Genomic DNA, 23,344 nt, shown 5'->3' with positions numbered 1-23,344 from the left:
CGAGCACTGTTCCGGAAGGGACAGCATCATCTGTGAAAGAGCGGATGGATTGCCGTGAAGAAGCATCAAGAAAAGCAACATGTCCCCCTGTGAGACGAATGGTTTATGAACCTCAAACAAAAGAATGGTTTACGTTGGACCAATCTGAAAGTGTTGGAAAAAAATCAATGCAGGCGATGCTTGTTTTTTCTACCATGACCTTAAAAAGTTAGCCAACTGGCACTGGGGAAACACCCACCCTCCAGTGTCACCAACAGAAAATAGAGGAAATAACGTAAAAATGCCTTTGAGACTTTTTTCTCAAAGGCATTTTGTCACTAGCTATTTTCTTTACTCCTAATATGTCCGGCAAGTGCATACAATGCAATCGTGGATGCAAAATGTGAAGATACATCAGTGGGGTCTTGCTGTGGATAGACTTCTACAAAATCCATTCCGATAATTCCCCGTTTCGTAAATTCATAAATAAGTGTAAGAAGTTCATAAGAGGTTAGCCCATTTCCATCAACGGGTCCCCCTGGATTAAAAGCGAAATCAAGCACGTCACTACATACACTTAAATAAACAATATCCGTATTCTGGCTTGCTAGTTCATAGATCGATTCAGCAAGTTCTCTTATGTTAGGTACTTCACGGATGTGATTAATGGTAAACGTTTTTGCGCCAGCTTCTTTGGCGAACCGACCACTCTCAGGTTTATTTCTTGGTCCGTGAATACCGGTATGGATCAAGCTTTCATTTACTACACCATCAAGCTCATACAACCTAGCAAAAGGTGTTGAGCGAGCATATTGATCCCCCTCATGGTGGGGCATATTATCATAATGGGCATCTAAATGGATAATACCTACCTTTTTGTTCGTTGTTTCAGTCAATGCTCTTACAATAGGATACGTAATGCCATGGTCCCCACCTAGAGCTAGTGGGAATTTATTCGTTTTCCATATACGTGAGGCAAATGTTTCAATCCGATTCATCGTTTCTTCCACATTAGCAGGTACAACGTCAACATCACCAAGGTCAGCTAACGATAAATGCTCAAACACGTCAATATCATCTAATTCAGGCAAGTAGCCACTGTATCGAGCAGAGCATAAGCGCATCACCTTTGGACCTAGTTCGCAGCCTGTATAATCTCCCCACGTAACTGCCCCTTCCCAAGGAACACCATAAATAAGGACATCTGCTTCTTTAAAAGAATGCTCATTTGCAATTTCTGCACCTAGAAAAGGTGGCGTATTGCCGTATAACATCGAACCCATAGGACTCTCCTTTCGAATCATTCGTTTTTTGATACTTTTCCCGAAATGAAGAGAATCAAACAAGAATATTGCGGAGATTTATTTAATGAATATTTTACCAGCTACTAGGTGATACTACCTTTATCTATTTTTTCTAGGAGTGGAAATATGCCATTTATTGCTTCTGTTAGTCGATTAGAGCCTGAATATACATTAAACCAAGATACGACGACTGAATTTGCGCGTGAATTATTTCAAGAAGATTATCAAGATATCGAGCGTTTGTTGACTGTTTTTCAAAATGGACAAATCGATCAGCGTCAATTTGCCGTTCCAATTGAATGGTTTCAAAAGGAACACTCATTAAAGGAACGAAATGATCTCTATATAGAACTTGCGACCCAATATTCAGTTAAGGCCATTGAAAAATGCTTAAATCAACCCTTTTTCTTAAAAAGAACGATTGAGTATAAGCGGATTGATGCGATTGTTTGTGTCACGAGTTCCGGAATGTCTACCCCTAGTTTGGATGCGAGAATTATGAATCATCTGCCTTTTTCTCCACATACGAAACGAATTCCGTTATGGGGCTTAGGTTGTGCGGGAGGAACGGCAGGTGTGAGTCGAGCGTATGAGTATTGCCGTGCTTTTCCTGACCAAAATGTTCTTGTCGTATGCGTCGAGCTCTGTAGCTTAACGTTTCAAAGGAAGGATCGATCAAAAAGCAATCTCGTTGGAACGTCCTTATTTGCTGATGGTATTGCATGTGCGTTGATTTGTGGTGATGACTCAAGTGTGGGGAGTGACCTTAATCAAAAACGGTCCCCTTTTGTCGTCTCAACCGAATCAACATTAATGCCGCATTCTGAAGATGTGATGGGGTGGGCTGTGAAGGATTCTGGTTTACACGTTGTGTTTTCGAGAAGTATTCCAGCTATTATTCGTCAATGGCTACAGCCAACAGTCGTCTCTTTTTTGGACAAAGTAGGTTTGAAGATAGGAAATATTTCGGAGTTTATTGCTCATCCTGGTGGAAAAAAAGTACTAGATGCTTATATGGAAAGTTTACATATTAATGAAGCGTTATTGACAGAGTCTAAAGACGTTTTAAGGAAGCATGGTAATATGTCTTCGCCAACTGTTTTATATGTGCTTGAAAAAATAATGATGAAGGACCACCAAGAAGGGGAATATGGATTGATGGCTTCACTAGGCCCAGGATTTTGCTCCGAGATGGTACTTATGCAATGGGGAGGGATGAAGGAAGGATGATTGTATACCTATTCATTTTCTTTATTATCGCCCAACGTGTAATAGAAGTTATCATTGCTAAGAACAATGAACGATGGATGAAAGGGCAAGGAGGCTATGAAGTAGGCGGGGAGCATTATGTTTACATTGTAATCGTACATGTGATGTTCTTTGTCTCACTTTTGCTCGAGGTCACTGTAAGATCTCCGCAATTTTTCGTATGGTCGATTATTCCTTTTAGTTTCTTCATGATAGCACAAGTATGTAGAGGGTGGGCTTTGTCCTCATTAGGGCGCTTTTGGAATACGAGAATTATCGTTTTACCAGGTGCAAAGGTGAAGGTCAAGGGACCTTATCAATTTATTCGCCATCCTAATTATGTAATCGTCATCACAGAGCTGCTCATGCTTCCTCTAATGTTTCAAGCATATGTAACGGCCGTAGTCTTTACCATTCTTAATGGATGGGTGTTATCGATTCGGATTAAAGAAGAGGAGAAGGCCTTACGTGAGGCGACAGATTATGACGTACAATTTACACATAAAAAGCGATTTGTGCCAAAAGCTGATAAATGAGTATCTAAAATGGCATTGATAAAGTTTGGTTTTAACTTTTCGGTGTCCTTATTAGTACATCTTTTCATTCTACCTTATTAATGATAAGCTATTGAACAATTCATATATTAGGAAGGAATGGACTTGTATTGACAAAACAACGTAAGAAGAAATTTGAAGTTGAAGAAGGAGAAACAATAGAGCAATGCTTAGATCGTATGAAAAAGGAAGGCTATCAGCCGATGAGAAGGTTAGAGAAGCCAATATTTGAAGAACGAACTGAGCGAACAACGAAAGAATACGTACCAATTCGTCAGAAGATTGTGTTTGAAGGGGTTTTGACAGAAAACGAACAATAGCAGGAAATGGTTTTCTTAATGTTCGACATTTTATTGACATAATGAGCAGTTCCTTGTAAGATGTAGCTAGATGATTGAATAAAAGCGAAATAAACCTCATATATCATTGGAGATAGGGTCCAAAAGTTTCTACCCAGTTACCGTAAATGACTGGACTATGAGGAAAGGTCGTTGCACTTTGGAACTATGAAAGCGTAGAAGTTGCTTCCTTTCTCTCGAATATAGAGTGATAAAGTAAGCTTTTTCTATGCTTTTTTCTATGATTTTTTAAAAGAGCATGTTGAAAAATCACCAAAAACATGGCGATGGCTCCGTTCGCTACGTGTCTTCTGGTCAGAAAACCGCTCACCACAAGACTTTTAAAAGATGTAGCGACTACGCTCATTGCTTAGAGGTCATTCGAAAAGGGGAAAATAGCCTTTTTTGAACAGCCTCTAAAAAAGTGATTATTCATGAAAACATCTCAGAAGGAAAAGGGGCGAATAAAACGTGAATCCAGAAGTGGGCGTCATAATGGGAAGTACATCTGATTGGGATACAATGAAAGCGGCATGTGACGTGTTAGATGAGTTAAAGGTGGTCTATGAGAAAAAAGTTGTTTCGGCTCACCGGACACCGGATTTAATGTTTGAATATGCAGAACAGGCAAGAGAACGAGGGATAAAAGTCATTATAGCAGGCGCAGGAGGAGCTGCTCACCTTCCAGGTATGGTTGCGGCGAAGACGACGTTGCCTGTTATTGGCGTGCCTGTACAATCAAGAGCGTTACAGGGGCTTGATTCCTTATTATCGATCGTTCAAATGCCGGGTGGAGTTCCAGTAGCAACGGTTGCTATAGGAAAAGCCGGCGCGACAAATGCGGGTTTACTTGCAGCGCAATTATTAGGAGCCTTTCAACCAGAGGTACACAAGCGCTTAGAAGAACGTCGAGAGAAGACGAGACAAGCTGTCATTGAAAGCAGTGAACAACTATGAAGCGAATGATCAAACCAGGACAAACGATTGGTATTATTGGTGGGGGACAGCTTGGCCGAATGATGGCGATTGCAGCTAAGCAAATGGGTTATCGCATTGCTGTTTTGGAACCAGGTCAGGATTCGCCCTGTGGGCAGGTCGCTGACTATGTCATAGAGGCACCATATGATGATCGTGAGGCAGCGAAGAAGCTTGCCAAGATCTCAGATGTCATTACGTATGAATTTGAAAATATTGATAGTGAAACGGCAACATGGCTTACGGAGGAGGCAGATTTCCCTCAAGGAGCAGACGTATTACGGTTTACTCAGCATCGTCTATTAGAAAAGGAAACGATTCAATCGGTAGGCATTCCTGTTGCCCCTTTTCATGCCATACATTCGATTGAGGATACAGAAGGTGCTATAGAGGAGATCGGATTTCCTGCTGTTTTAAAAACCTGTCGTGGTGGATACGACGGAAAAGGTCAACGAGTTGTGAGAGATAAGAAACAATTAACAGAAGCAGCAAGTGAGCTATTGAAACAATCAGAATGTGTTCTTGAAGCGTGGATTCCATTTTCTCTTGAGCTTTCAGTGATCGTAACACGGTCTAGAAATGGAGAAACAGCTGTCTTTCCAGTAGCGGAGAATGACCATAAGGATAACATATTACACCGTTCATACGTACCAGCACGAGTGAATGATCAGGTGATTGAAGAAGCAAAGCGAATTGCTCTGACACTTGTGACGGAGTTAAATGTCGTTGGGACATTGGCGGTGGAGCTTTTCATGCTTGAGGATGGCAGATTATATGTCAACGAATTAGCGCCTAGACCACATAATTCTGGTCATTATTCTATTGAGGCTTGTGTGACATCACAGTTTGAGCAGCATATACGTGCTGTCTGCGGATTGCCACTTGGTTCAACTGATTTATTACGACCTGTCATTATGGAGAACATCCTTGGGGAGCATGTTGACATGGTTATGAAGGGGTTGCCTAATCTGAACGAAGCAAAGCTCCATTTATATGGGAAGTTTGAAGCAAAGGAAAAGCGGAAGATGGGTCATCTAACAGTGACAGCAGAATCATTAGAAGAAGCAGAAAGACAGCTTGAGCGTGTTATGAAGGAGTAACGAGGTTTGTTAAAAAGATAAGAAAGTATAAATTCTAGGCAGACTGCGTGAGAAGAACCGGAGTAGCTGTCGGAGAAATTTAATGAAGAGCGTTGGATTCGCTCGTTACGTGTTTTTCTTAGAGGTATTCTGAACTGATAAATATAAATATGTGGAGGCTATGAACCTATGATCGAACGTTATACGCGACCTGAAATGGGATCAATCTGGACTGAGGAAAATCGTTATCAAGCGTGGCTTGAAGTTGAAATTGTTGCATGTGAGGCATGGGCTGAGCTTGGAGAGATTCCAAAGGAAGATGTGCAGAAAATTAGAGAAAATGCTAGCTTTGATGTGAACCGGATACTTGAGATTGAAGAAGAAACTCGTCATGACGTTGTCGCATTTACCCGTGCGGTTTCTGAAACGTTAGGTGAAGAGCGAAAGTGGGTTCATTACGGCTTAACGTCAACTGATGTGGTTGATACGGCTCTTTCCTATTTATTAAAGCAGGCTAATGACATTTTACTTGCCGACATCGAACGGTTTATTAATATTTTGAAAAACAAAGCACTTGAGCATAAATTTACGATTATGATGGGTCGTACTCATGGCGTTCATGCTGAGCCGACAACGTTCGGATTGAAGCTTGCCCTTTGGTATGAAGAAATGAAACGTAACCTAGAGCGTTTTAAGCATGCAGCAGAAGGCGTGCGCGTAGGTAAATTATCAGGAGCTGTTGGCACATTTGCGAATATTGATCCTGCAATTGAGGAGTTTGTTTGCAAAAAGCTAGGACTTCAAGCAGCGCCTATATCCACACAAACTCTGCAACGTGATCGTCACGCCGAATATATGGGAGCACTTGCTTTAATTGCGACATCAATTGAGAAGTTCGCAGTAGAAATTCGCGGTTTACAAAAGAGTGAAACGCGTGAGGTAGAGGAATTCTTTGCAAAAGGACAAAAAGGCTCGTCAGCTATGCCACATAAGCGTAATCCGATCGGCTCAGAAAATATGACAGGTCTTGCAAGAGTTGTTCGTGGACATATGTTAACGGCATATGAAAATGTACCGTTATGGCATGAGCGTGATATTTCTCATTCATCTGCTGAACGAATCATTTTACCTGATGCGACAATTGCGTTGAATTATATGCTAAACCGTTTCGGAAATATCGTGAAAAACTTGACTGTATTCCCTGATAACATGAAGCGTAATATGACACGGACGTATGGGTTAACTTACTCACAGCGTGTTCTGCTCACCCTGATTAATAAAGGAATGGTACGTGAAGAAGCATATGACCTTGTTCAGCCGAAAGCGATGGAAGCGTGGGAGAAGGGTGTTCAATTCCGTGAGCTAATCGAATCGGAGGAGCGCATTACGAGTGTACTATCACCTGCTGAAATTGAAGAGTGCTTTAACTATGAACATCATATGAAGCATGTTGATACGATCTTTAGAAGAGTAGGTTTAGAAGACTAATAAATTCGGAGGTTCGATCTCATGAAAAAAGGCGACTTGCTTTACGAAGGAAAAGCGAAGAAGATCTACAAGACCGACAAGCCTGCTGAGCTTTGGATTGAGTATAAGGATGCAGCAACTGCATTCAATGGAGAGAAAAAGGAAACATTAGCTGGGAAGGCGCGTTTAAATAACGAAATTACGACGTTGATCTTTGATTATTTACAAAAAAATGGTGTAGAAAGCCATTTCATTAAACGTCTCTCTGAAACAGAGCAGCTCGTGAAGGAAGTAGAGATTATTCCCCTTGAAGTTGTTGTCCGAAATGTCGTAGCAGGAAGCTTATCAAAGCGTCTTGGAATCGAAGAGGGGACACAGCTACAAAAGCCAATAGTGGAATTTTACTATAAGGATGATGATTTAGGTGATCCACTCGTAACAGAGGATCATATTGCCATTTTAGATGTTGCGAAACCGGAAGATTTACTCGTTCTACGTGAAAAGGGACAAGAAGTTAATGAGCACTTAATCGCACTGTTTGATACGTTAAATGTTCGTTTAGTTGATTTTAAGCTAGAGTTCGGTCGTACGAAAGAGGGAGACATTTTACTAGCTGATGAAATTTCTCCTGATACTTGTAGGCTGTGGGATAAAGAGACGAATCAACGATTTGATAAAGATTTATTTAGACGAAATATTGGGAGTTTACAAGAAGGATATGAAGAAATCTTATCACGCTTAGGAGGCGCATCATGTACAAAGTAAAAGTATACGTTACGTTAAGAGAAAGTGTTCTTGATCCACAAGGAGGAGCAGTGAAGCGTGCCCTTCACACGAAAGGCTACAAGGAAGTAGAAGAAGTGAGAATTGGTAAGTACATGGAATTGACATTAGCAGATACATCTGATGTTGAGAAACGAATAGATGAAATGTGTTCAAAATTACTTGCGAATACTGTTATTGAAGACTATCGCTACGAAATCGAGGAGGGTGTTACTTCATGAAATTTGCAGTGATTGTCTTCCCAGGATCAAATTGTGATTCTGATATGTATCACGCGATTCGTGATGGTATTGGCGAAGAAGTAGAATATGTCCGTTACGATGAGACGTCACTTGAAGGCTTTGATGGCGTATTGCTACCAGGAGGTTTCTCTTATGGTGACTATCTCCGTTCTGGGGCAATTGCTCGCTTTGCACCGATTATGGATGAGGTTGTCGCTTTTGCCGAGGCAGGAAAGCCAGTATTAGGCGTATGTAATGGCTTCCAAGTGCTTCTTGAAGTCGGTCTGTTACCAGGGGCGATGAAGCGTAATGATGGACTGAAATTTATTTGTCGACCTACGAATTTGGTCGTTGAAAATAATGAGACGAAATTTACTTCTAATTATGGGCAAGGTGAGGTTATTAACATTCCTGTCGCACATGGTGAAGGGAACTATGAGTGTGATGAGGAAACGTTAACGAAGCTTGAAGAGCAGAAGCAAGTCGTATTCCGTTATGAGCAGCCGATTAACGGATCGAAAGCGAACATTGCTGGAATTGTAAACGAAGGTGGTAACGTATTAGGAATGATGCCACACCCAGAACGAGCGGTTGAAGCATTGCTTGGCCGTGAAGATGGATTAAGACTTTTTCAATCGATTGTGAAAAATTGGAGGGAATCTCATGTCACTACTTCTTGAACCAACAGTTGAGCGTGTGAAAGAGGAAAAGCTATACCGTGGAATGGGTCTTACGGATGAGGAATTTGCGATGGTTGAGGGTATTCTTGGACGTACCCCGAATTATACGGAAACGGGCATTTTCTCTGTTATGTGGTCGGAGCATTGTAGTTATAAAAATTCCAAAGTCGTCTTAAAGAAATTCCCAACTGAAGGAGAGCAAGTGTTGCAAGGGCCTGGAGAAGGTGCGGGAATTATTGATATCGGTGATGGACAGGCGGTTGTGTTTAAGGTAGAAAGTCATAATCATCCATCAGCGATTGAGCCATTTCAAGGGGCTGCTACTGGTGTTGGTGGGATTTTGCGTGACGTCTTCTCAATGGGAGCGCGTCCGATTGCATTATTGAATTCATTACGCTTTGGTGAGCTTGAATCAGAACGTGTGAAATATTTATTTGAGGAAGTTGTTGCAGGAATTGCTGGATACGGTAATTGTATGGGTGTTCCAACTGTTGGTGGAGAGATCCAATTCGATCCATGCTATGAAGCAAATCCACTTGTTAATGCAATGTGTGTCGGTTTAATTGATCATAAAGATATTCAAAAAGGTCAAGCAAAAGGTGTTGGTAATACCGTCATGTATGTAGGTGCTAGTACGGGGCGTGATGGTATTCACGGTGCAACCTTCGCCTCTGAGGAGCTTGGAGAAGATGCCGATGAGAAGCGTCCTGCGGTTCAAGTTGGCGATCCGTTTATGGAAAAGCTATTGCTTGAAGCGTGTCTAGAGCTCATTCAAAATGATGCGTTGGTAGGTATTCAAGACATGGGAGCTGCAGGCTTAACGTCTTCATCTGCAGAGATGGCAAGTAAAGCAGGCTCTGGAATTGAGATGAATTTAGATTTAATTCCACAACGTGAAAAAGGAATGACACCTTATGAGATGATGCTTTCAGAATCTCAAGAGCGTATGTTAATTGTCGTGGAAAAAGGTCGTGAGCAAGAGATTAAGGAGATCTTTGACCGTTGGGGTTTGCTTTCAGCAGAGGTTGGTCATGTGACTGACGATAAGCGCCTGCGTTTGCTTCATAAAGGTGAAGTTGTTGCAGACTTGCCAGTGGATGCTCTTGCTGAGGAAGCTCCTGTTTATCATAAGCCTTCTAAGGTGGCAGAGTACTATAAGAAGTTTCAACAGATGGAAAATAACGTACCTTTTATTCAAGATACGAAAGAAACATTCCTGCAATTGTTGAAGCAGCCAACGATTGCAAACAAAGAATGGGTTTACGATCAGTATGATTATATGGTGCAGACGAATACAGTTGTTGAACCAGGTTCTGATGCAGCAGTGTTGCGTGTGCGTGGTACTCGTAAGGCACTTGCGATGACGACAGATTGTAATTCTCGTTATATTTACCTTGACCCTGAAGTAGGTGGTCAGATTGCCGTTGCAGAGGCTGCGCGTAATATTATTTGCTCAGGAGCGAAGCCACTTGGATTAACAGATGGCTTAAATTATGGTAGTCCTGAAAAGCCAGAAATCTTCTGGCAATTAGAGAAATCAACAGATGGAATGAGCGAGGCGTGTCGTGTATTAAAAACACCTGTTATTGGTGGAAACGTTTCGTTATATAATGAGTCGCACGGTGTAGCCATTTACCCAACACCTGTTATCGGGATGGTAGGACTAGTTGAGGATGTTGATCATATTACGACCCAAGCGTTTAAACAGGCTGGGGATGTGATTTATCTTTTAGGTGAAACGAAGTCAGAATTTGGTGGTAGTGAGCTACAAAAGCTAGTGGATGGTGAGTTATCTGGGAAAGCACCAGTGCTTGATCTTGAAGAGGAAAAGCAACGTCAAGATCAGCTATTAACAGCTATTCAAAAAGGCCTCGTTCAATCAGCGCATGACGTGGCTGAAGGTGGGCTAAGTGTTGCGTTGGCAGAATGTATGACGTCTGGTTCGTTAGGTGCCGATGTAGTAGTAGCAGGTGATGCTGTTTCTGCGCTATTTGCTGAATCGCAATCTAGATTTGTCGTTACGGTTAGCCCGGATCAGGTAGCAGACTTCGAAGCATTGGTTTCTGGTACTAAGATTGGGGTTGTAACAGATACAGCTGTGTTAACGGTGAAAGGTGAAGAGCAACAAGTGATACTTGAAGCAACTCAAGAAGAAATTGTCGAGGCTTGGAAAGGAGCCATTCCATGTTTGCTGAAATCAAAGGCTTAAATGAAGAATGTGGTGTGTTTGCGATTTGGGGACATAAAGATGCAGCTCAACTAACGTATTATGGTCTTCATAGTTTACAGCATCGCGGTCAAGAGGGAGCAGGTATCGTCGTATCAGATGGCGAACAATTAACGATTCACAAAGGTCTAGGGCTTGTAAATGACGTATTTAGCCCGAATGATTTCAAAGAATTAAGTGGTCAGGCTGCAATCGGTCATGTTCGGTATGCCACTGCGGGAGGAGGAGGCTTTGCCAATGTGCAGCCTCTTATGTTCCGCTCACAAACAGGGAGCATTGCGATTGCTCATAACGGAAATCTTGTCAATGCAACAAGCATGAAGCACCAGCTAGAAGGTCAAGGGAGTATTTTTCAATCGACTTCTGATACAGAGGTTGTTGCGCATTTAATTAAGCGTAGTGGCTTTGCTTCGCTTGAAGAACAGTTTCGCAATGCGTTAACGATGCTAAAGGGTGCCTATGCGTTGGCAGTCATGAATGAGCAGCAATTAATGATTGCTCTTGATCCAAATGGCTTACGTCCATTATCTCTCGGGCGCTTAGGTGAAGCGTATGTCGTTGCATCTGAAACGTGTGCATTTGATATTATCGGTGCTGAGTATGTTCGAGAGGTTGAGCCAGGTGAGTTAATTGTCATTGATGAAAACGGTCTACGATCTCAACGTTTTTCGGGTTCATCTAACCGTGCTATTTGTAGTATGGAATATATTTATTTTGCTCGACCAGATAGTAATCTTGATGAGATTAATGTTCATACATCAAGAAAGAATTTAGGGAAACAGCTTGCCATGGAGTCACCAGTTGAGGCGGACGTTGTCACAGGTGTGCCAGACTCTAGTATTTCAGCTGCGATTGGATATGCTGAACAGTCTGGGATTCCGTATGAACTAGGGATGATTAAGAACCGTTATGTTGGTCGAACGTTTATCCAGCCTTCCCAAGAGCTACGTGAGCAAGGTGTGAAGATGAAGCTTTCCCCTGTTCGTGGAGTTGTTGAAGGGAAGCGTGTCGTGATGATTGATGATTCGATTGTACGTGGAACAACGAGTAAGCGAATTGTGAATATGCTAAGAGATGCTGGAGCTATTGAAGTCCATGTACGAATTAGCTCCCCACCTATTAAGCACCCTTGCTTCTACGGAATTGATACATCGACTTCAGGTGAATTAATTGCGGCTAATCATTCAATGGAAGAAATGCGTGAAATGATGGGAGCTGATTCCTTGGCGTTCCTTTCAACGGACGGGCTGATGGAAGGGATCGGTCGTACGGATGATTCACCGAATTGTGGTCAATGTTTAGCATGTTTCACAGGGAGCTATCCTACAGAGATTTATCCGGATACGTTACATCCTTATGCGAAGGTTTAGAAGAGAAGGGAGCCTGAATTGATGTCAGAAGCATATAAAAAAGCAGGTGTCAGCTTAGAAGCTGGCTATGAAGCAGTAGAGAGAATGAAAAGCCATGTGAATCGTACGAAGCGTCAAGGTGTGATCGGTGGACTTGGAGGCTTTGGAGGAATGTTTGACCTCTCCTCGTTAAACTTAAAGGAGCCTGTTCTCGTTTCTGGTACAGATGGAGTGGGAACGAAGCTGATGCTTGCTTTTATGATGGATAAGCATGACACGATTGGAATTGACGCTGTGGCGATGTGTGTGAATGACATTGTCGTTCAAGGGGCAGAACCTCTTTACTTCCTTGATTATATTGCATGTGGAAAAGCCGTTCCAGAGCGTTTAGAAGCGATTGTAAAGGGAGTCGCAGATGGCTGTGAACAAGCGGGCTGCGCTCTCGTCGGTGGTGAAACGGCAGAAATGCCTGGGATGTATAGTGAAGATGATTATGACATTGCTGGCTTTGCCGTTGGAGCTGTTGAGAAGAAAGAAATGATTTCAGGTGATAGGATTGAAGAAGGAAATGCTGTCATCGGTCTTGCCTCAAGTGGTGTTCATAGTAACGGTTTTTCACTTGTTCGCAAAATTTTTCTTCAAGATCATGGCTTTACACTTAAAGATACAATCGATGAACTAGGAAAATCATTAGGTGAGGAATTATTAACACCAACAAAGATATACGTCAAACCATTGCTAGCATGTATGAAGGAAATAGATGTTCGAGGAATGGCTCATATAACAGGTGGAGGCTTTTATGAAAATGTACCGAGAATGCTTCCTAACGGCTTAGGAATTCACATTAATCATGGTTCTTGGCCTGTATTGCCGATTTTTCATGCCCTCCAATCATACGGTAAGTTAACAGATGAGGAGCTTTTCTCAACTTTTAATATGGGGATTGGCATGGCAGTAGCTGTACCTGAGCAGGAAGCGGCTCGTGCCATTGAATTGTTGAATGAGCAGGGTGAAGATGCTTTCTTAATCGGGAAGGTCATAAAGGGTGAAGGAGTCACGATCGGAGGCATTAACGAATGAGAATAGCAGTGTTCGCTTCAGGTAGTGGAAGTAATGCTGAAGCTATAATTCAAGCAACAAAAAAGGGAACATTAGATGCAGAGGTTGCTCTCATCGTTACAGACAAGCCAGGTGCGAAGGTCGTTGAACGAGCACAATCTTACGGCATTGATGTGTTTGCTTTTACTCCTAAGGATTACAATGGCAAAGCGGCATTTGAACAGGAGATCGTTTCTAAGCTAAAGGAGTATGACATTTCCTTTCTTGTTCTTGCTGGTTATATGCGTCTCGTTGGTGAGACATTATTAGAAGGCTATGAAGGGCGGATGGTGAACATTCACCCTTCATTGCTTCCTTCTTTCCCTGGGTTGGATGCGATAGGTCAGGCGTTTGATGCTAAAGTGAAAATCACAGGTGTTACGATTCATTATGTCGATTCTGGAATGGATTCGGGTCCTATTATTGCGCAAGAGTCTGTTCGCATTGAAGAGATGGATACAATTGAAACGTTACGTCAAAAGGTACAAGCAATAGAGCACACGTTATATCCAGAAACTTTGCAGAAGATTTTTACAAGTAAAGAGTACAAATGAGTTGATAGTAATTCTATTTGAAGGGGCGGAGTAGATATGAGCAAGCGCGCATTAGTGAGCGTTTCAAATAAAGACGGAATCGTTGAATTTGTTCAACAACTTGTTGATCAAGGGTTTGAGGTCGTTTCAACGGGTGGGACAAAGAAAGCATTACAGGATGCAGGGGTACCGGTTATTGGAATCTCTGAAGTGACGAAATTTCCTGAAATTTTAGGTGGGCGTGTGAAAACACTACATCCAAATATTCATAGTGGTCTTTTAGCGATGAGAGATCTCGACGAACACCAAAAGCAATTGCAAGAGCATAATATTACACCAATTGATTTAGTAGTCGTTAATTTATATCCATTTAAAGAAACGATTGCGAAGTCGGATTGTACGTTTGCTGATGCAATTGAAAATATTGATATTGGTGGTCCAAGTATGCTTCGTGCGGCAGCAAAGAATCATCAGCATGTAACCGTTGTAGTAGATCCTGATGATTATGATACGGTTTTGTCTGAGCTGAAATCAGGTGATACTGTGACTGTTGAAACGAAGCGTCGTCTTGCAGCGAAGGTGTTCCGCCATACAGCAGCTTATGATGCGCTAATTGCTGAATACTTAACGGATGCAGTTGAAGAAACAGAGCCAGAAACGTTCACAGTTACATATGAGCGTAAGCAAGGATTGCGTTACGGTGAAAATCCACATCAACAAGCGACATTCTATAAGAAACCATTAGCTGATCATGCCTCCATTGCAAGTGCAAAGCAGCTTCATGGGAAAGAGTTATCCTATAATAACATTCATGATGCAGATGCGGCGTTAGCGATTGTTAAGGAATTTAGTGAGCCGGCTGTTGTTGCAGTGAAACATATGAATCCATGTGGGGTTGGGACAGGTCAAACGATTGAAGAAGCGTACAATCGTGCATACGAAGCTGATTCTGTTTCTATCTTCGGTGGAATTGTTGCGGCTAACAGCGAAATTGATCAAGCAACAGCATTAAAGATGAAGGAGATTTTCTTAGAAATTATTATTGCTCCTTCCTTTACGCAAGAAGCGATTGATGTGTTAACAGCGAAGAAGAATCTACGTTTACTTACGGTTGATGTGAAGAAGCAATCGAAGCCTGAAGCGATGCTCACATCGATTCATGGAGGTCTTCTTGTTCAAGATGAGGATACGTATGGCTTTGAAGATGCAAATATTGAAGTCGTGACAGAGCGACAGCCGACTGAAGAAGAATGGGAAGCGTTGAAGCTAGCATGGAAGGTTGTCAAGCATGTGAAATCTAATGCGATCGTATTAACGAATGGACAAATGACGGTTGGAGTAGGAGCAGGTCAGATGAACCGTGTCGGTGCAGCAGATATTGCTATTGCTCAAGCAAACGAGCGAATTAAAGGTGCAGTGATGGGGTCAGATGCTTTCTTCCCGATGGGGGATACAGTAGAGCTTGCTGGTAAAGCAGGCATCACAGCTGTTATTCAGCCTGGCGGTTCTATTAAGGATCAAGAATCGATTGATATGGCCAACAAATATGGCATTGCGATGGTTATGACAGGCGTACGTCATTTTAAACATTAGACAAAAGAAGGAGTGCATAAGCGGTGAACGTTCTAATTATTGGTAGTGGCGGACGCGAGCATGCATTAGCATGGAAAGCGGCGCAAAGCGAGCAAGTTAAGGAAGTCTTCGTTGCCCCTGGTAATGATGGAATGATAGATATAGCGACACCTGTCGCTGTTGCAGAAAATGACCATGAAGGGCTTGTGGCTTTCGCGAAAGAAAAGAAAGTTGCGCTTACGATTGTAGGTCCTGAAGTACCTTTGTTAGCTGGTGTCGTTAATCGATTTGAAGAGGCGGGTTTACGCGTATTTGGACCGAAAAAAGATGCAGCGCTGCTTGAAGGTAGCAAATCGTTTGCGAAATCAATGATGAAGAAGTATAACATTCCAACAGGTGGATATGAAGTATTCACGAATTATGAACAAGCAGTAGCTTATGTGAAAGAACAAGGTGCTCCCATTGTCATTAAAGCAGACGGTCTTGCAGCAGGAAAAGGCGTGACTGTTGCGATGACAGAAGAAGAGGCCATTCAAGCATTAGATTCAATGTTAAATGATGAAGCCTTCGGTGAAGCAAGTGCACAAGTCGTCATTGAAGAATATCTTGAAGGTGAAGAGCTATCTCTAATGGCGTTTGTTCATCAGGATACAGTGATTCCTATGGTCGGTGCGCAAGACCATAAGCGAGCGTATGATGGGGATAAAGGTCCGAATACAGGCGGTATGGGATCGTATTCTCCAGTACCACAATTTACACAAGAAGATGTTCAGGAGGCTGTTGATAAAGTATTACAGCCAGCGGCAGATGCACTTATTTCAGAAGGGACACCTTTCACAGGGTTCTTGTATGCTGGATTAATGATGACAACTGCAGGCCCAAAAGTGATTGAGTTTAATGTTCGCTTCGGCGATCCTGAAACACAGGTCATTCTACCAAGGCTTGATTCTGACCTTGTTCAGGTCTGTATCGACTTGCTTGATGGTAAGAAACCTGAACTAAATTGGTCAGATGACGCGGTCATTGGAGTTGTCTTTGCGACGGAAGGCTACCCAGGTTCATACCCTAAAGGGACGGTTATTGAAGGCTTAGATCAGCTTGAATCAGACATTCTTGTCTTCCATGCTGGAACGAAAAAGGAAGATGGTCATTGGAAGACAAATGGTGGGCGTGTGTTTCTCATTGCATCTAGACAGTCTCATTTGCAAGATGCACAAAAACGAGTGTACGCACAGGCTGAATTAATAGGAAAAGAAGGCTTATTTTATCGTACTGATATTGGCTACCGTGCTATTTCGCGCCTCGCTTCTTCATAAAAAAATAAATAATGGCGACAATCGTCCCAATAACCATTGCATAAACGAATAAGGAATCAAGCGCAAATTCAGTAAAATCAAACATGTTGTCTCACACTCCTTTTGTATTAATGTGACCGATTTGTATTTATTTTATGATACCTTTTAGCAACAACTACTATAAGTTGTTGCTTTTTATGATGTCCTTTAAGCAACGAATGAAGCCGAAAGCTATGTATGGAAACAGTCGATATTAAAGATGTGCCAAATGGAACCTCATTCCGTTAAATGAGTGAAAAACGCTGTTTATGCCTACCAAGAGGAACCTCATTCCGCTAATATGTAACAAAAAGAGGAAAGTGAAGCTCAAACGATTAAATAGCGGAACGAGGTTCAGAAAAGTCAGTCAAAATAAGCATAACCTCGGAAATAACGGAATGAGGTTCCATCAACTAGAGTATAGTAGCGCATTTTTATTATTCCTTACAGGTTTGTTACAAACGTTTCTGTTTATGTAAAATAAATGTAAGAAGGAAAAAGCCTATCCATACAGTATAATAACTATAGCAAGAAATGCCTTATGAGAGGTGCTTGCCTCCCACAAGGTAAATGTTTACTGAAATGACTATTGGTAAGGTGTTGTAGAATGATCACTAGTTGGTTGAGAATCACTATTTTTTTCCTCAACAACATGGTGAGTCTTCTGATTTGCCAAGTACACTAATGGACAAAAGCGTGTAATCCCTTCAGCTACTTTCATACTGCCTAGCATCGCTATTAGTATTGGTGCTGCTGATGACTGTCTCTTTGTCAATTTAGCTGTTGACCATGCGAGAATGGTAAGTCCCGCTGTAATTCGACATAGTGAATTAATTAAAGAAATGTTTGGTTTCATGTTGGTTAGCTCCTTTACAAATTCTTCACAGAAAGTTCGTGAACATTTTTAACATCTTTTATTATTTGATTAAGAAAGTTATGTTAAAGTAATGCTAAAGACTTATAGAAATGAAAGTAGTGATGACGATGCCAGAACGATTATATCGATGGACAAAGAAACGAATGCGTCAACAGCTTGAAGTAGTGAGAGGCGAACGTCCTCCTTCACTTGTTCTCAAGAATGCTACTTATCTTAACGTAGCAAGGCGAAAATGGGTTCGAGGTAACATTTGGGTTTCTGATGATCGAATTGTCTATGTCGGCAACGAATTACCAAATATGGTTTACGATACAGAAATAGTGGATTGTCAAAATATGAAAATTGTGCCTGGCTATATGGAGCATCATGCACATCCTTTTCAGTTGTATAATCCCCATACATTTGCGAAATATGCAGCGATGACAGGAACAACAACATTACTTAACGACAATATGATGTTATTTTTGCATCTTGAAAAAAAGAAAGCGCTTACGTTCATTGAAGAGTTAGATGAGCTACCTGTATCAATGTTTTGGTGGGCACGTTATGATGCTCAGACTGAGCTTTTAAATGATGATGCCTTCTCGAATTCGAAGATGAAGGAATGGCTGGATCATCCGCTAGTCATTCAAGGAGGGGAGCTTACGGCATGGCCGAAAGTGTTAGAAGGGGACGATGCGACACTACATTGGATGCAGGAGACAACTCATTTACGAAAACGAATTGAGGGACACTTACCAGGAGCTTCAAATAAGACCTTATCTCAGTTGGCTTTATTAGGTGTTACGGCTGATCATGAAGCGATGACAGGTGAAGAGGCTGTAAGGCGTTTAGATTTAGGCTATGTCACATCGTTGCGCCATTCGTCAATACGACCTGACCTTGCAAGGATTTTAAAAGAAATGAAGGCTATCGGTATTGATCGATTTGATCGCTGCTTATTAACGACGGATGGTTCACCACCGTCATTTTATAAAGATGGAGTAATGGATAAACTAATTGCGATAGCTATTGAAAGTGGAGTTACTCCGATTGATGCATACTTAATGGCTAGTTATAACCCAGCTGTTTATTATCAGCTTGATCATAAGCTTGGTATGATTGCTCCTGGACGTATTGCCCACTTAAATATCATCCAAGATGAATTCCACCCTACCCCCATTTCGGTCATCGCAAAAGGACAATGGGTGTTAAAGGACAAGAAGAGATGTGTGACGTTTGATCAATTTTCATGGGATCAATATGAGACAAAGCCGTTTCATATTGATTGGGACTTAAAGGAGGATGAGCTTCACTTTTCAATGCCTATGGGAATTGAAATGGTTAACTCCGTTATTTTAAAGCCGTATCGTATCTCTGTGGAAGGTTCACATCCTACGATAAGAAATGGTCATGATGAGAGTTTCTTTGTGATGATTGACCGACATGGGAAGTGGCAGTTGACGACGATGATTAAAGGCTTTGCTACACATGTTAAAGGCTTTGCTAGTACATTTACGGTTACAGGTGATATTATACTTATTGGGAAGAGTGTGCCTGATATGGTTCGCGCATTTAATGCATTGAAGGAACAAGGCGGGGGATTAGCGCTTGTTGAAGGCGGTGAAGTTATTGGAAGGATTCCGCTCGAAATATTTGGGATGCTCTCAAAGAAAGCAATGGAGGATTTAATTCCAGAGGAGGAGGAATTTGTTTCTCTCCTGCGAGAGCGGGGCTATAAGTATGAAGATCCAATTTATAGTATGCTTTTCTTTTCATCGACTCATTTGCCGTATATTCGAGTCACGCAGCAAGGAATTTATGATGTTAAGAAGAAAACGATACTCTTTCCTGCGATTATGCGTTAAACTAGACGTAGAGGAAAGCGTTACTAAGTTAAAGGGAAAAAGGTTGTGCGACAGATGAAAGGAACGAAAATCCTAACGGTACTACTAGTAAGTGGGATCATGATAGCAGGATGTTCGAATACCGAAGAAACTAAATTGCCGGATGAAGAACCTGAAGATTCGGTAGAAGAACCTATTGAAGAAGAACTAGAACCTTCTCCGCTATTCACTTATCCGTTAACTGGGCTGCAAGCAGAGGAAGAAAGTGGAGATCGAATAATCGGTGTAACGATCAATAACGATCCACGAGCTCGTCCGCAAACAGGGCTCGTGGACGCTGATGTTGTTTATGAATTATTAGCAGAGGGAAATATTACTCGTTTTGTTGCGTTGTACCATAGTATACTTCCCGAAAAAATTGGTCCTATTCGTAGCTCTAGAGCTTACCATATTGATTTATTAAAAGGCTATAATAGTATTTTTGTTACTCATGGCTGGAGTCCCGAAGCTGAGCAGCGACTAACGGTCAATAGAGAATTGGATTATATTAGTGGTATGAAGTATGATGGTACGTTATTTCAGCGGTCATCAGATCGTGTAGCGCCTCACAATTCTTACATTACAGCTCGTCATATTCTTCAAGGGATCGAACAAGAAGGGTACGAGCGTACAGGTGATGTTCCTACATTCGAGTTTTATAGCCTAGATGATGAGTATGAAGTTGAGGGTGAGAACGCCGAGAGTGTTGTTGTTCAATATTCAAGCGGTCATCGCATTAATTACGAATTTAACGTGGAATTATCAGGTTATACAAGAGCAAACGGTGAACTACAAACAGCAGATCATGAAACAGGGGAGCCACAGTTGATTGAGAATTTATTTGTAGTCGAAACGTCTCATCAGGTTGTGGATGAACAGGGACGCCGAATGATTGATTTAAACTCTGGTGGACAAGCTCTCTTGTTTCAGCATGGGAAAGTACAATCAGTTGATTGGGAAAACCTAGATGGGATTATTACACCTGTTAAAGATGGTCATGTTGTTCCACTCGTACCAGGACAAACGTGGGTGAATGTCATTCCGATGGGGATCGATCAACATATTATTTATTAATGTTTGGATGTCAGAAGGATGTGAAAAAATGCAAATTGACAAGCTAAGAGGGAAAGAGCTCGACCAATTATTTAAAGCAATCCTGTCATTGAAGGATCTGGAAGAATGTTATGAATTCTTTGATGATTTATGCACGATTAATGAAATTCAATCGTTAGCGCAACGGTTAGAAGTGGCGAGAATGCTACAAAATGGCTACACATACCATAAGATTGAAACTGAAACAGGTGCGAGCACAGCAACGATTTCTCGAGTGAAACGTTGCCTCAATTATGGTAATGATGGATATAAGATGACATTAGACCGTGTAAGGGAACTCGGTGAAAACGCAGAAGCGTAGATGAGAAGAGAACGACAGGTGGATGATAAGGGCACGGAAAAGTTCGGTTTGTAACTTTTCCTGTGCCCTCGTTTGTTTTTTGTAATATATGCAAAGTGACATTCTGTTGTAAAAGGAATGCTTCGAATGCGCGCGTTACATGCTTTCTGATAGAATAACCTTTTTAGAAAAGCTCACCCATGTTGTAACGACTCAACACGGAGGAATTAATAAAAGACTGCTGAACAGGTATTCTTAGACTTTCTTTTCTCAGCTATTTAAGATACGATATTCCTCAAGAATATGAGCGATGTTAAAAAGAGGTGTACGAAATGTGTGTAAAAATAAAAGCAAGGTTAAAAGCAGCAACAAAGGCTGAGAAAGCAGATACTGTCATTAAGAATGGCAAGATAATTGACGTTTTTACATTAACGATATATGAGGCGGATGTAGCGATTACCGATGGCGTTATTGTTGGTATCGGCGAATATGATGGGAATGAAGTAATTGATGCAAAAGGTGCGTATATTTCGCCGTCATTTATTGATGGACATGTACATATCGAATCTGCTATGGTTCCACCTGAGGAATTCGCACGCATTGTTGTTCCAAAAGGAGTCACAACGGTGATGGCCGATCCGCATGAAATTGCGAACGTTGGTGGAATGGAAGCTGTTCGTTATATGATTGACGCTGCAAAGGGGCTTCCACTTGATGTGAAGGTGATGGTCCCTTCTTCTGTTCCTGCTACCTCCTTTGAAAATAGTGGTTCGAGTCTTACCGCAGAAGAAGTTGAGACGTTATTTCAAGAAACGGAGGCGTATGGATTGGCGGAGGTGATGGACTATCCCTCTGTCTTCTCTGCTCAGAAGGAAATGCTTGCAAAGATCAGTGCAGCGAAGAAACGTCATAAGCCGATTGATGGTCATGCTGCGGGCTTAGATACAGTTGGGATTAATGCATATCGAGTAGCTGGAATTGAGAATGACCATGAAGCCGTAACAGCTGAAGAAGCATTGGACCGTATTCGGCGTGGCATGTACGTGTTAATGAGAGAAGGAACAGCTGCGAAAGATATTGAGGCACTATTGCCGATATTAACCCCCTCTAATGCGAGAAGATGTGTGTTTGCAACGGATGACAAGCATTTAGATGATTTAATTGATGAAGGCAGTATTGACGCTTCTATTCGTAAAGCCATTCGATTAGGTGTAGAGCCCCTTCAGGCGATCCAAATGGCCAGCCTCAATGCAGCAGAATGCTTCAAGCTAACAGAAAAAGGAGCAATAGCACCAGGCTACGAAGCGAGCTTTTTATTCATTGAGGACCTGCAAGAATTAACGATACAGTCTGTGTTTGTAAAAGGAGAATGTGTCGCACAAAATGGGAAGCTTGTTCAATCTATCCGAGAGTATGTAGCACCTCCAGCCTATTTATTAGAAAGTGTTCATATGAAATTGAAGAAAGAATCGCTTCAGTTAAAACTTGAAGAAGCCAATAAGGCCAATGTGATCACTGTTACACCTGGTTCAATTGTGACAAAAGCAATGGTTGAGGAAGTCACGGTGGAAAATGGCCTATTTGTTCCATCTGTTAAACAAAACCAATTAAAGCTTGTTGTTGCAGAAAGGCACCATCGATTAGGGCATGTAGGAGTTGGTATTGTAAAAGGCTTTCCGATCAAAAATGGTGCAATTGCCGCATCAATCGCTCATGATTCACACAATATTGTTGTATGCGGAACAGATGACGATAGTATATATAGGGCGATCTCACATGTTGCTGATTTAAAAGGTGGTATTGCTGTTGTGTCAGAAGGGGAAGTGTTGGCCGATGTATCGTTACCTCTGGCAGGATTAATGTCACTTGAATCTTATTCGACCGTTTACCGATCATTGAGCGCATTAGAAGAGGCTTTAGTGAAAATTGGGTTTGATGAAAAATGGAACCCATTTTTAACTTTATCTTTTTTGGCGTTACCTGTTATCCCGGAATTGAAATTAACGGATTTAGGTTTATTCGATGTTCGTTCCTTTTCTCATATTGACGTTGGAGTGAATGACGTGTAAATTTTTTTTAGAACGAAACAGGCGTACTGGCTCATGTTGGGCAAATTTGACGAAAACGTTCAAAAAAATATGCTTGCAAATAATAGTGGTATTCTGTACCATATACTATATATCGTAATAAAAAGTGAATTAAGCAACTATATATTGATTTTTGTGGAATGACGGTGTATTTACTACTTAATAGGGAATCTGGTTAAAGTCCAGAGCTGCCCCCGCAACTGTAAGTGTGGACGAAATGAAAAATCCACTGTGTAAGCTGCTAGAATGAGCTAGTTTACATGGGAAGGTTCAGAGTAGAACGAAGCACGAGTCAGGAGACCTGCCGTATTCCAAAGTCAGCTATCTTCGGGGTGTAAGAAGTGAGACGGCCTATTCTACATAATGTATGGTTTGAATACA

The 23,344-nt window shown here is 41.7% G+C and carries 23 protein-coding genes and 2 riboswitches; of the genes, 20 read left to right on the top strand and 3 right to left on the bottom strand.

Annotated elements, in window-relative coordinates; genetic code table 11:
* The coding region (locus ACERJO_RS13445; protein ID WP_373647830.1) for a hypothetical protein at window positions 1-212 on the top strand (212 nt) is incomplete at its 5' end.
* 105 nt (window positions 213-317) lie between these two features.
* Here the strand turns inward: ACERJO_RS13445 and ACERJO_RS13440 are convergent.
* Window positions 318-1,262, bottom strand: a complete 945-nt coding sequence (locus ACERJO_RS13440; protein ID WP_373647829.1) for an agmatinase family protein — start codon at window positions 1,260-1,262, stop codon at window positions 318-320.
* Window positions 1,263-1,409: 147 nt separating this feature from the next.
* Here ACERJO_RS13440 and ACERJO_RS13435 point away from each other — a divergent pair, with 147 nt between their 5' ends.
* The 15 genes from ACERJO_RS13435 (at window position 1,410) to purD (ending at window position 16,723) form a co-directional block, all read left to right on the top strand.
* The gene (locus ACERJO_RS13435; RefSeq protein ID WP_247105857.1) at window positions 1,410-2,513 is read left to right on the top strand and encodes a type III polyketide synthase; all 1,104 of its coding nucleotides are present in this window, start codon (window positions 1,410-1,412) and stop codon (window positions 2,511-2,513) included.
* On the top strand, window positions 2,510-3,067 hold the full coding sequence (locus ACERJO_RS13430) for an isoprenylcysteine carboxyl methyltransferase family protein (protein WP_247105856.1): 558 nt from the start codon (window positions 2,510-2,512) through the stop codon (window positions 3,065-3,067). Before ACERJO_RS13435 ends, ACERJO_RS13430 begins: the two co-directional genes overlap by 4 nt.
* 128 nt (window positions 3,068-3,195) lie before the next feature.
* A complete protein-coding gene (locus tag ACERJO_RS13425) occupies window positions 3,196-3,405 on the top strand; it encodes an NETI motif-containing protein (RefSeq protein WP_247105855.1) in 210 nt (69 codons plus the stop codon).
* Between the two features lie 76 nt (window positions 3,406-3,481).
* Window positions 3,482-3,583: riboswitch (purine riboswitch) on the top strand.
* Between the two features lie 311 nt (window positions 3,584-3,894).
* Entirely contained in the window at window positions 3,895-4,380 is a 486-nt protein-coding gene (gene purE / locus ACERJO_RS13420) for a 5-(carboxyamino)imidazole ribonucleotide mutase (RefSeq protein ID WP_247105854.1), read from the top strand.
* On the top strand, window positions 4,377-5,498 hold the full coding sequence (gene purK, locus ACERJO_RS13415) for a 5-(carboxyamino)imidazole ribonucleotide synthase (RefSeq protein ID WP_247105853.1): 1,122 nt from the start codon (window positions 4,377-4,379) through the stop codon (window positions 5,496-5,498). The genes purE and purK overlap by 4 nt, the downstream gene beginning before the upstream one ends.
* A 168-nt stretch (window positions 5,499-5,666) precedes the next feature.
* A complete protein-coding gene (purB, locus tag ACERJO_RS13410; RefSeq protein ID WP_373647826.1) occupies window positions 5,667-6,965 on the top strand; it encodes an adenylosuccinate lyase in 1,299 nt (432 codons plus the stop codon).
* A 21-nt stretch (window positions 6,966-6,986) separates the two neighbouring features.
* Window positions 6,987-7,709: a phosphoribosylaminoimidazolesuccinocarboxamide synthase gene (gene purC / locus ACERJO_RS13405; RefSeq protein ID WP_247105851.1), complete on the top strand. Its 723-nt coding sequence runs from the start codon at window positions 6,987-6,989 to the stop codon at window positions 7,707-7,709.
* Complete coding sequence (gene purS / locus ACERJO_RS13400; protein WP_247105850.1) at window positions 7,697-7,948, top strand: phosphoribosylformylglycinamidine synthase subunit PurS; 252 nt, start codon at window positions 7,697-7,699, stop codon at window positions 7,946-7,948. The genes purC and purS overlap by 13 nt, the downstream gene beginning before the upstream one ends.
* Complete coding sequence (gene purQ, locus ACERJO_RS13395; RefSeq protein ID WP_247105849.1) at window positions 7,945-8,628, top strand: phosphoribosylformylglycinamidine synthase subunit PurQ; 684 nt, start codon at window positions 7,945-7,947, stop codon at window positions 8,626-8,628. The genes purS and purQ overlap by 4 nt, the downstream gene beginning before the upstream one ends.
* The gene (gene purL / locus ACERJO_RS13390; protein WP_373647824.1) at window positions 8,612-10,837 is read left to right on the top strand and encodes a phosphoribosylformylglycinamidine synthase subunit PurL; all 2,226 of its coding nucleotides are present in this window, start codon (window positions 8,612-8,614) and stop codon (window positions 10,835-10,837) included. The genes purQ and purL overlap by 17 nt, the downstream gene beginning before the upstream one ends.
* The gene (gene purF / locus ACERJO_RS13385) at window positions 10,813-12,225 is read left to right on the top strand and encodes an amidophosphoribosyltransferase (RefSeq protein WP_247105847.1); all 1,413 of its coding nucleotides are present in this window, start codon (window positions 10,813-10,815) and stop codon (window positions 12,223-12,225) included. The genes purL and purF overlap by 25 nt, the downstream gene beginning before the upstream one ends.
* Before the next feature lie 21 nt (window positions 12,226-12,246).
* Window positions 12,247-13,284 carry a phosphoribosylformylglycinamidine cyclo-ligase gene (purM, locus tag ACERJO_RS13380; protein WP_373647823.1) on the top strand — a complete coding sequence of 346 codons (1,038 nt, stop codon included), beginning with the start codon at window positions 12,247-12,249 and terminating at the stop codon, window positions 13,282-13,284.
* Window positions 13,281-13,856, top strand: coding sequence for a phosphoribosylglycinamide formyltransferase (purN, locus tag ACERJO_RS13375; RefSeq protein ID WP_373647822.1), 576 nt, complete (start codon window positions 13,281-13,283; stop codon window positions 13,854-13,856). Before purM ends, purN begins: the two co-directional genes overlap by 4 nt.
* Before the next feature lie 36 nt (window positions 13,857-13,892).
* Window positions 13,893-15,428: a bifunctional phosphoribosylaminoimidazolecarboxamide formyltransferase/IMP cyclohydrolase gene (purH, locus tag ACERJO_RS13370; RefSeq protein WP_373647820.1), complete on the top strand. Its 1,536-nt coding sequence runs from the start codon at window positions 13,893-13,895 to the stop codon at window positions 15,426-15,428.
* Window positions 15,429-15,451: 23 nt separating this feature from the next.
* Window positions 15,452-16,723: a phosphoribosylamine--glycine ligase gene (gene purD / locus ACERJO_RS13365; protein ID WP_373647819.1), complete on the top strand. Its 1,272-nt coding sequence runs from the start codon at window positions 15,452-15,454 to the stop codon at window positions 16,721-16,723.
* Here purD and ACERJO_RS13360 read toward each other — a convergent pair.
* Together ACERJO_RS13360 and ACERJO_RS13355 are read right to left on the bottom strand one after the other, a co-directional pair.
* The gene (locus ACERJO_RS13360) at window positions 16,698-16,808 is read right to left on the bottom strand and encodes an EYxxD motif small membrane protein (RefSeq protein ID WP_368859659.1); all 111 of its coding nucleotides are present in this window, start codon (window positions 16,806-16,808) and stop codon (window positions 16,698-16,700) included. The two genes, purD and ACERJO_RS13360, sit on opposite strands and share 26 nt — an antisense overlap.
* Before the next feature lie 519 nt (window positions 16,809-17,327).
* The gene (locus tag ACERJO_RS13355) at window positions 17,328-17,597 is read right to left on the bottom strand and encodes a YgaP family membrane protein (RefSeq protein ID WP_247105842.1); all 270 of its coding nucleotides are present in this window, start codon (window positions 17,595-17,597) and stop codon (window positions 17,328-17,330) included.
* 128 nt (window positions 17,598-17,725) lie between these two features.
* On the opposite strand from ACERJO_RS13355, the gene ACERJO_RS13350 reads away from it, so the two are divergent.
* The 4 genes from ACERJO_RS13350 to ade all read left to right on the top strand — a co-directional run bounded on the left by ACERJO_RS13350 (window position 17,726) and on the right by ade (window position 22,945).
* Entirely contained in the window at window positions 17,726-19,465 is a 1,740-nt protein-coding gene (locus tag ACERJO_RS13350) for an adenine deaminase C-terminal domain-containing protein (RefSeq protein ID WP_373647836.1), read from the top strand.
* A gap of 54 nt (window positions 19,466-19,519) precedes the next feature.
* Window positions 19,520-20,557 carry a DUF3048 domain-containing protein gene (locus ACERJO_RS13345; protein ID WP_373647818.1) on the top strand — a complete coding sequence of 346 codons (1,038 nt, stop codon included), beginning with the start codon at window positions 19,520-19,522 and terminating at the stop codon, window positions 20,555-20,557.
* Between the two features lie 28 nt (window positions 20,558-20,585).
* Complete coding sequence (locus tag ACERJO_RS13340) at window positions 20,586-20,897, top strand: YerC/YecD family TrpR-related protein (protein WP_247105840.1); 312 nt, start codon at window positions 20,586-20,588, stop codon at window positions 20,895-20,897.
* A gap of 311 nt (window positions 20,898-21,208) precedes the next feature.
* The gene (ade, locus tag ACERJO_RS13335; RefSeq protein ID WP_373647817.1) at window positions 21,209-22,945 is read left to right on the top strand and encodes an adenine deaminase; all 1,737 of its coding nucleotides are present in this window, start codon (window positions 21,209-21,211) and stop codon (window positions 22,943-22,945) included.
* Window positions 22,946-23,090: 145 nt separating this feature from the next.
* A riboswitch (cobalamin riboswitch) is annotated at window positions 23,091-23,286 on the top strand.
* Window positions 23,287-23,344 lie beyond the last annotated feature (58 nt).

It is taken from the genome of Halalkalibacter sp. AB-rgal2 (assembly GCF_041821005.1).
GTDB lineage: Bacteria > Bacillota > Bacilli > Bacillales > Bacillaceae_D > Halalkalibacter.
Note: the sequence above shows the minus strand (reverse complement) of the source record. Positions and strands in the feature narration are given on the sequence as shown.

What these genes read in the sequence shown, in the direction of transcription:
- ACERJO_RS13440 (WP_373647829.1), bottom strand. Translation starts at nt 1,262, where the DNA reads ATGGGTTCGATGTTATACGGCAATACGCCACCTTTTCTAGGTGCAGAA.
- ACERJO_RS13435 (WP_247105857.1), top strand. Translation starts at nt 1,410, where the DNA reads ATGCCATTTATTGCTTCTGTTAGTCGATTAGAGCCTGAATATACATTA.
- ACERJO_RS13430 (WP_247105856.1), top strand. Translation starts at nt 2,510, where the DNA reads ATGATTGTATACCTATTCATTTTCTTTATTATCGCCCAACGTGTAATA.
- purK (WP_247105853.1), top strand. Translation starts at nt 4,377, where the DNA reads ATGAAGCGAATGATCAAACCAGGACAAACGATTGGTATTATTGGTGGG.
- purB (WP_373647826.1), top strand. Translation starts at nt 5,667, where the DNA reads ATGATCGAACGTTATACGCGACCTGAAATGGGATCAATCTGGACTGAG.
- purC (WP_247105851.1), top strand. Translation starts at nt 6,987, where the DNA reads ATGAAAAAAGGCGACTTGCTTTACGAAGGAAAAGCGAAGAAGATCTAC.
- purS (WP_247105850.1), top strand. Translation starts at nt 7,697, where the DNA reads ATGTACAAAGTAAAAGTATACGTTACGTTAAGAGAAAGTGTTCTTGAT.
- purQ (WP_247105849.1), top strand. Translation starts at nt 7,945, where the DNA reads ATGAAATTTGCAGTGATTGTCTTCCCAGGATCAAATTGTGATTCTGAT.
- purL (WP_373647824.1), top strand. Translation starts at nt 8,612, where the DNA reads ATGTCACTACTTCTTGAACCAACAGTTGAGCGTGTGAAAGAGGAAAAG.
- purF (WP_247105847.1), top strand. Translation starts at nt 10,813, where the DNA reads ATGTTTGCTGAAATCAAAGGCTTAAATGAAGAATGTGGTGTGTTTGCG.
- purM (WP_373647823.1), top strand. Translation starts at nt 12,247, where the DNA reads ATGTCAGAAGCATATAAAAAAGCAGGTGTCAGCTTAGAAGCTGGCTAT.
- purN (WP_373647822.1), top strand. Translation starts at nt 13,281, where the DNA reads ATGAGAATAGCAGTGTTCGCTTCAGGTAGTGGAAGTAATGCTGAAGCT.
- purH (WP_373647820.1), top strand. Translation starts at nt 13,893, where the DNA reads ATGAGCAAGCGCGCATTAGTGAGCGTTTCAAATAAAGACGGAATCGTT.
- ACERJO_RS13360 (WP_368859659.1), bottom strand. Translation starts at nt 16,808, where the DNA reads ATGTTTGATTTTACTGAATTTGCGCTTGATTCCTTATTCGTTTATGCA.
- ACERJO_RS13355 (WP_247105842.1), bottom strand. Translation starts at nt 17,597, where the DNA reads ATGAAACCAAACATTTCTTTAATTAATTCACTATGTCGAATTACAGCG.
- ACERJO_RS13350 (WP_373647836.1), top strand. Translation starts at nt 17,726, where the DNA reads ATGCCAGAACGATTATATCGATGGACAAAGAAACGAATGCGTCAACAG.
- ACERJO_RS13345 (WP_373647818.1), top strand. Translation starts at nt 19,520, where the DNA reads ATGAAAGGAACGAAAATCCTAACGGTACTACTAGTAAGTGGGATCATG.
- ACERJO_RS13340 (WP_247105840.1), top strand. Translation starts at nt 20,586, where the DNA reads ATGCAAATTGACAAGCTAAGAGGGAAAGAGCTCGACCAATTATTTAAA.
- ade (WP_373647817.1), top strand. Translation starts at nt 21,209, where the DNA reads ATGTGTGTAAAAATAAAAGCAAGGTTAAAAGCAGCAACAAAGGCTGAG.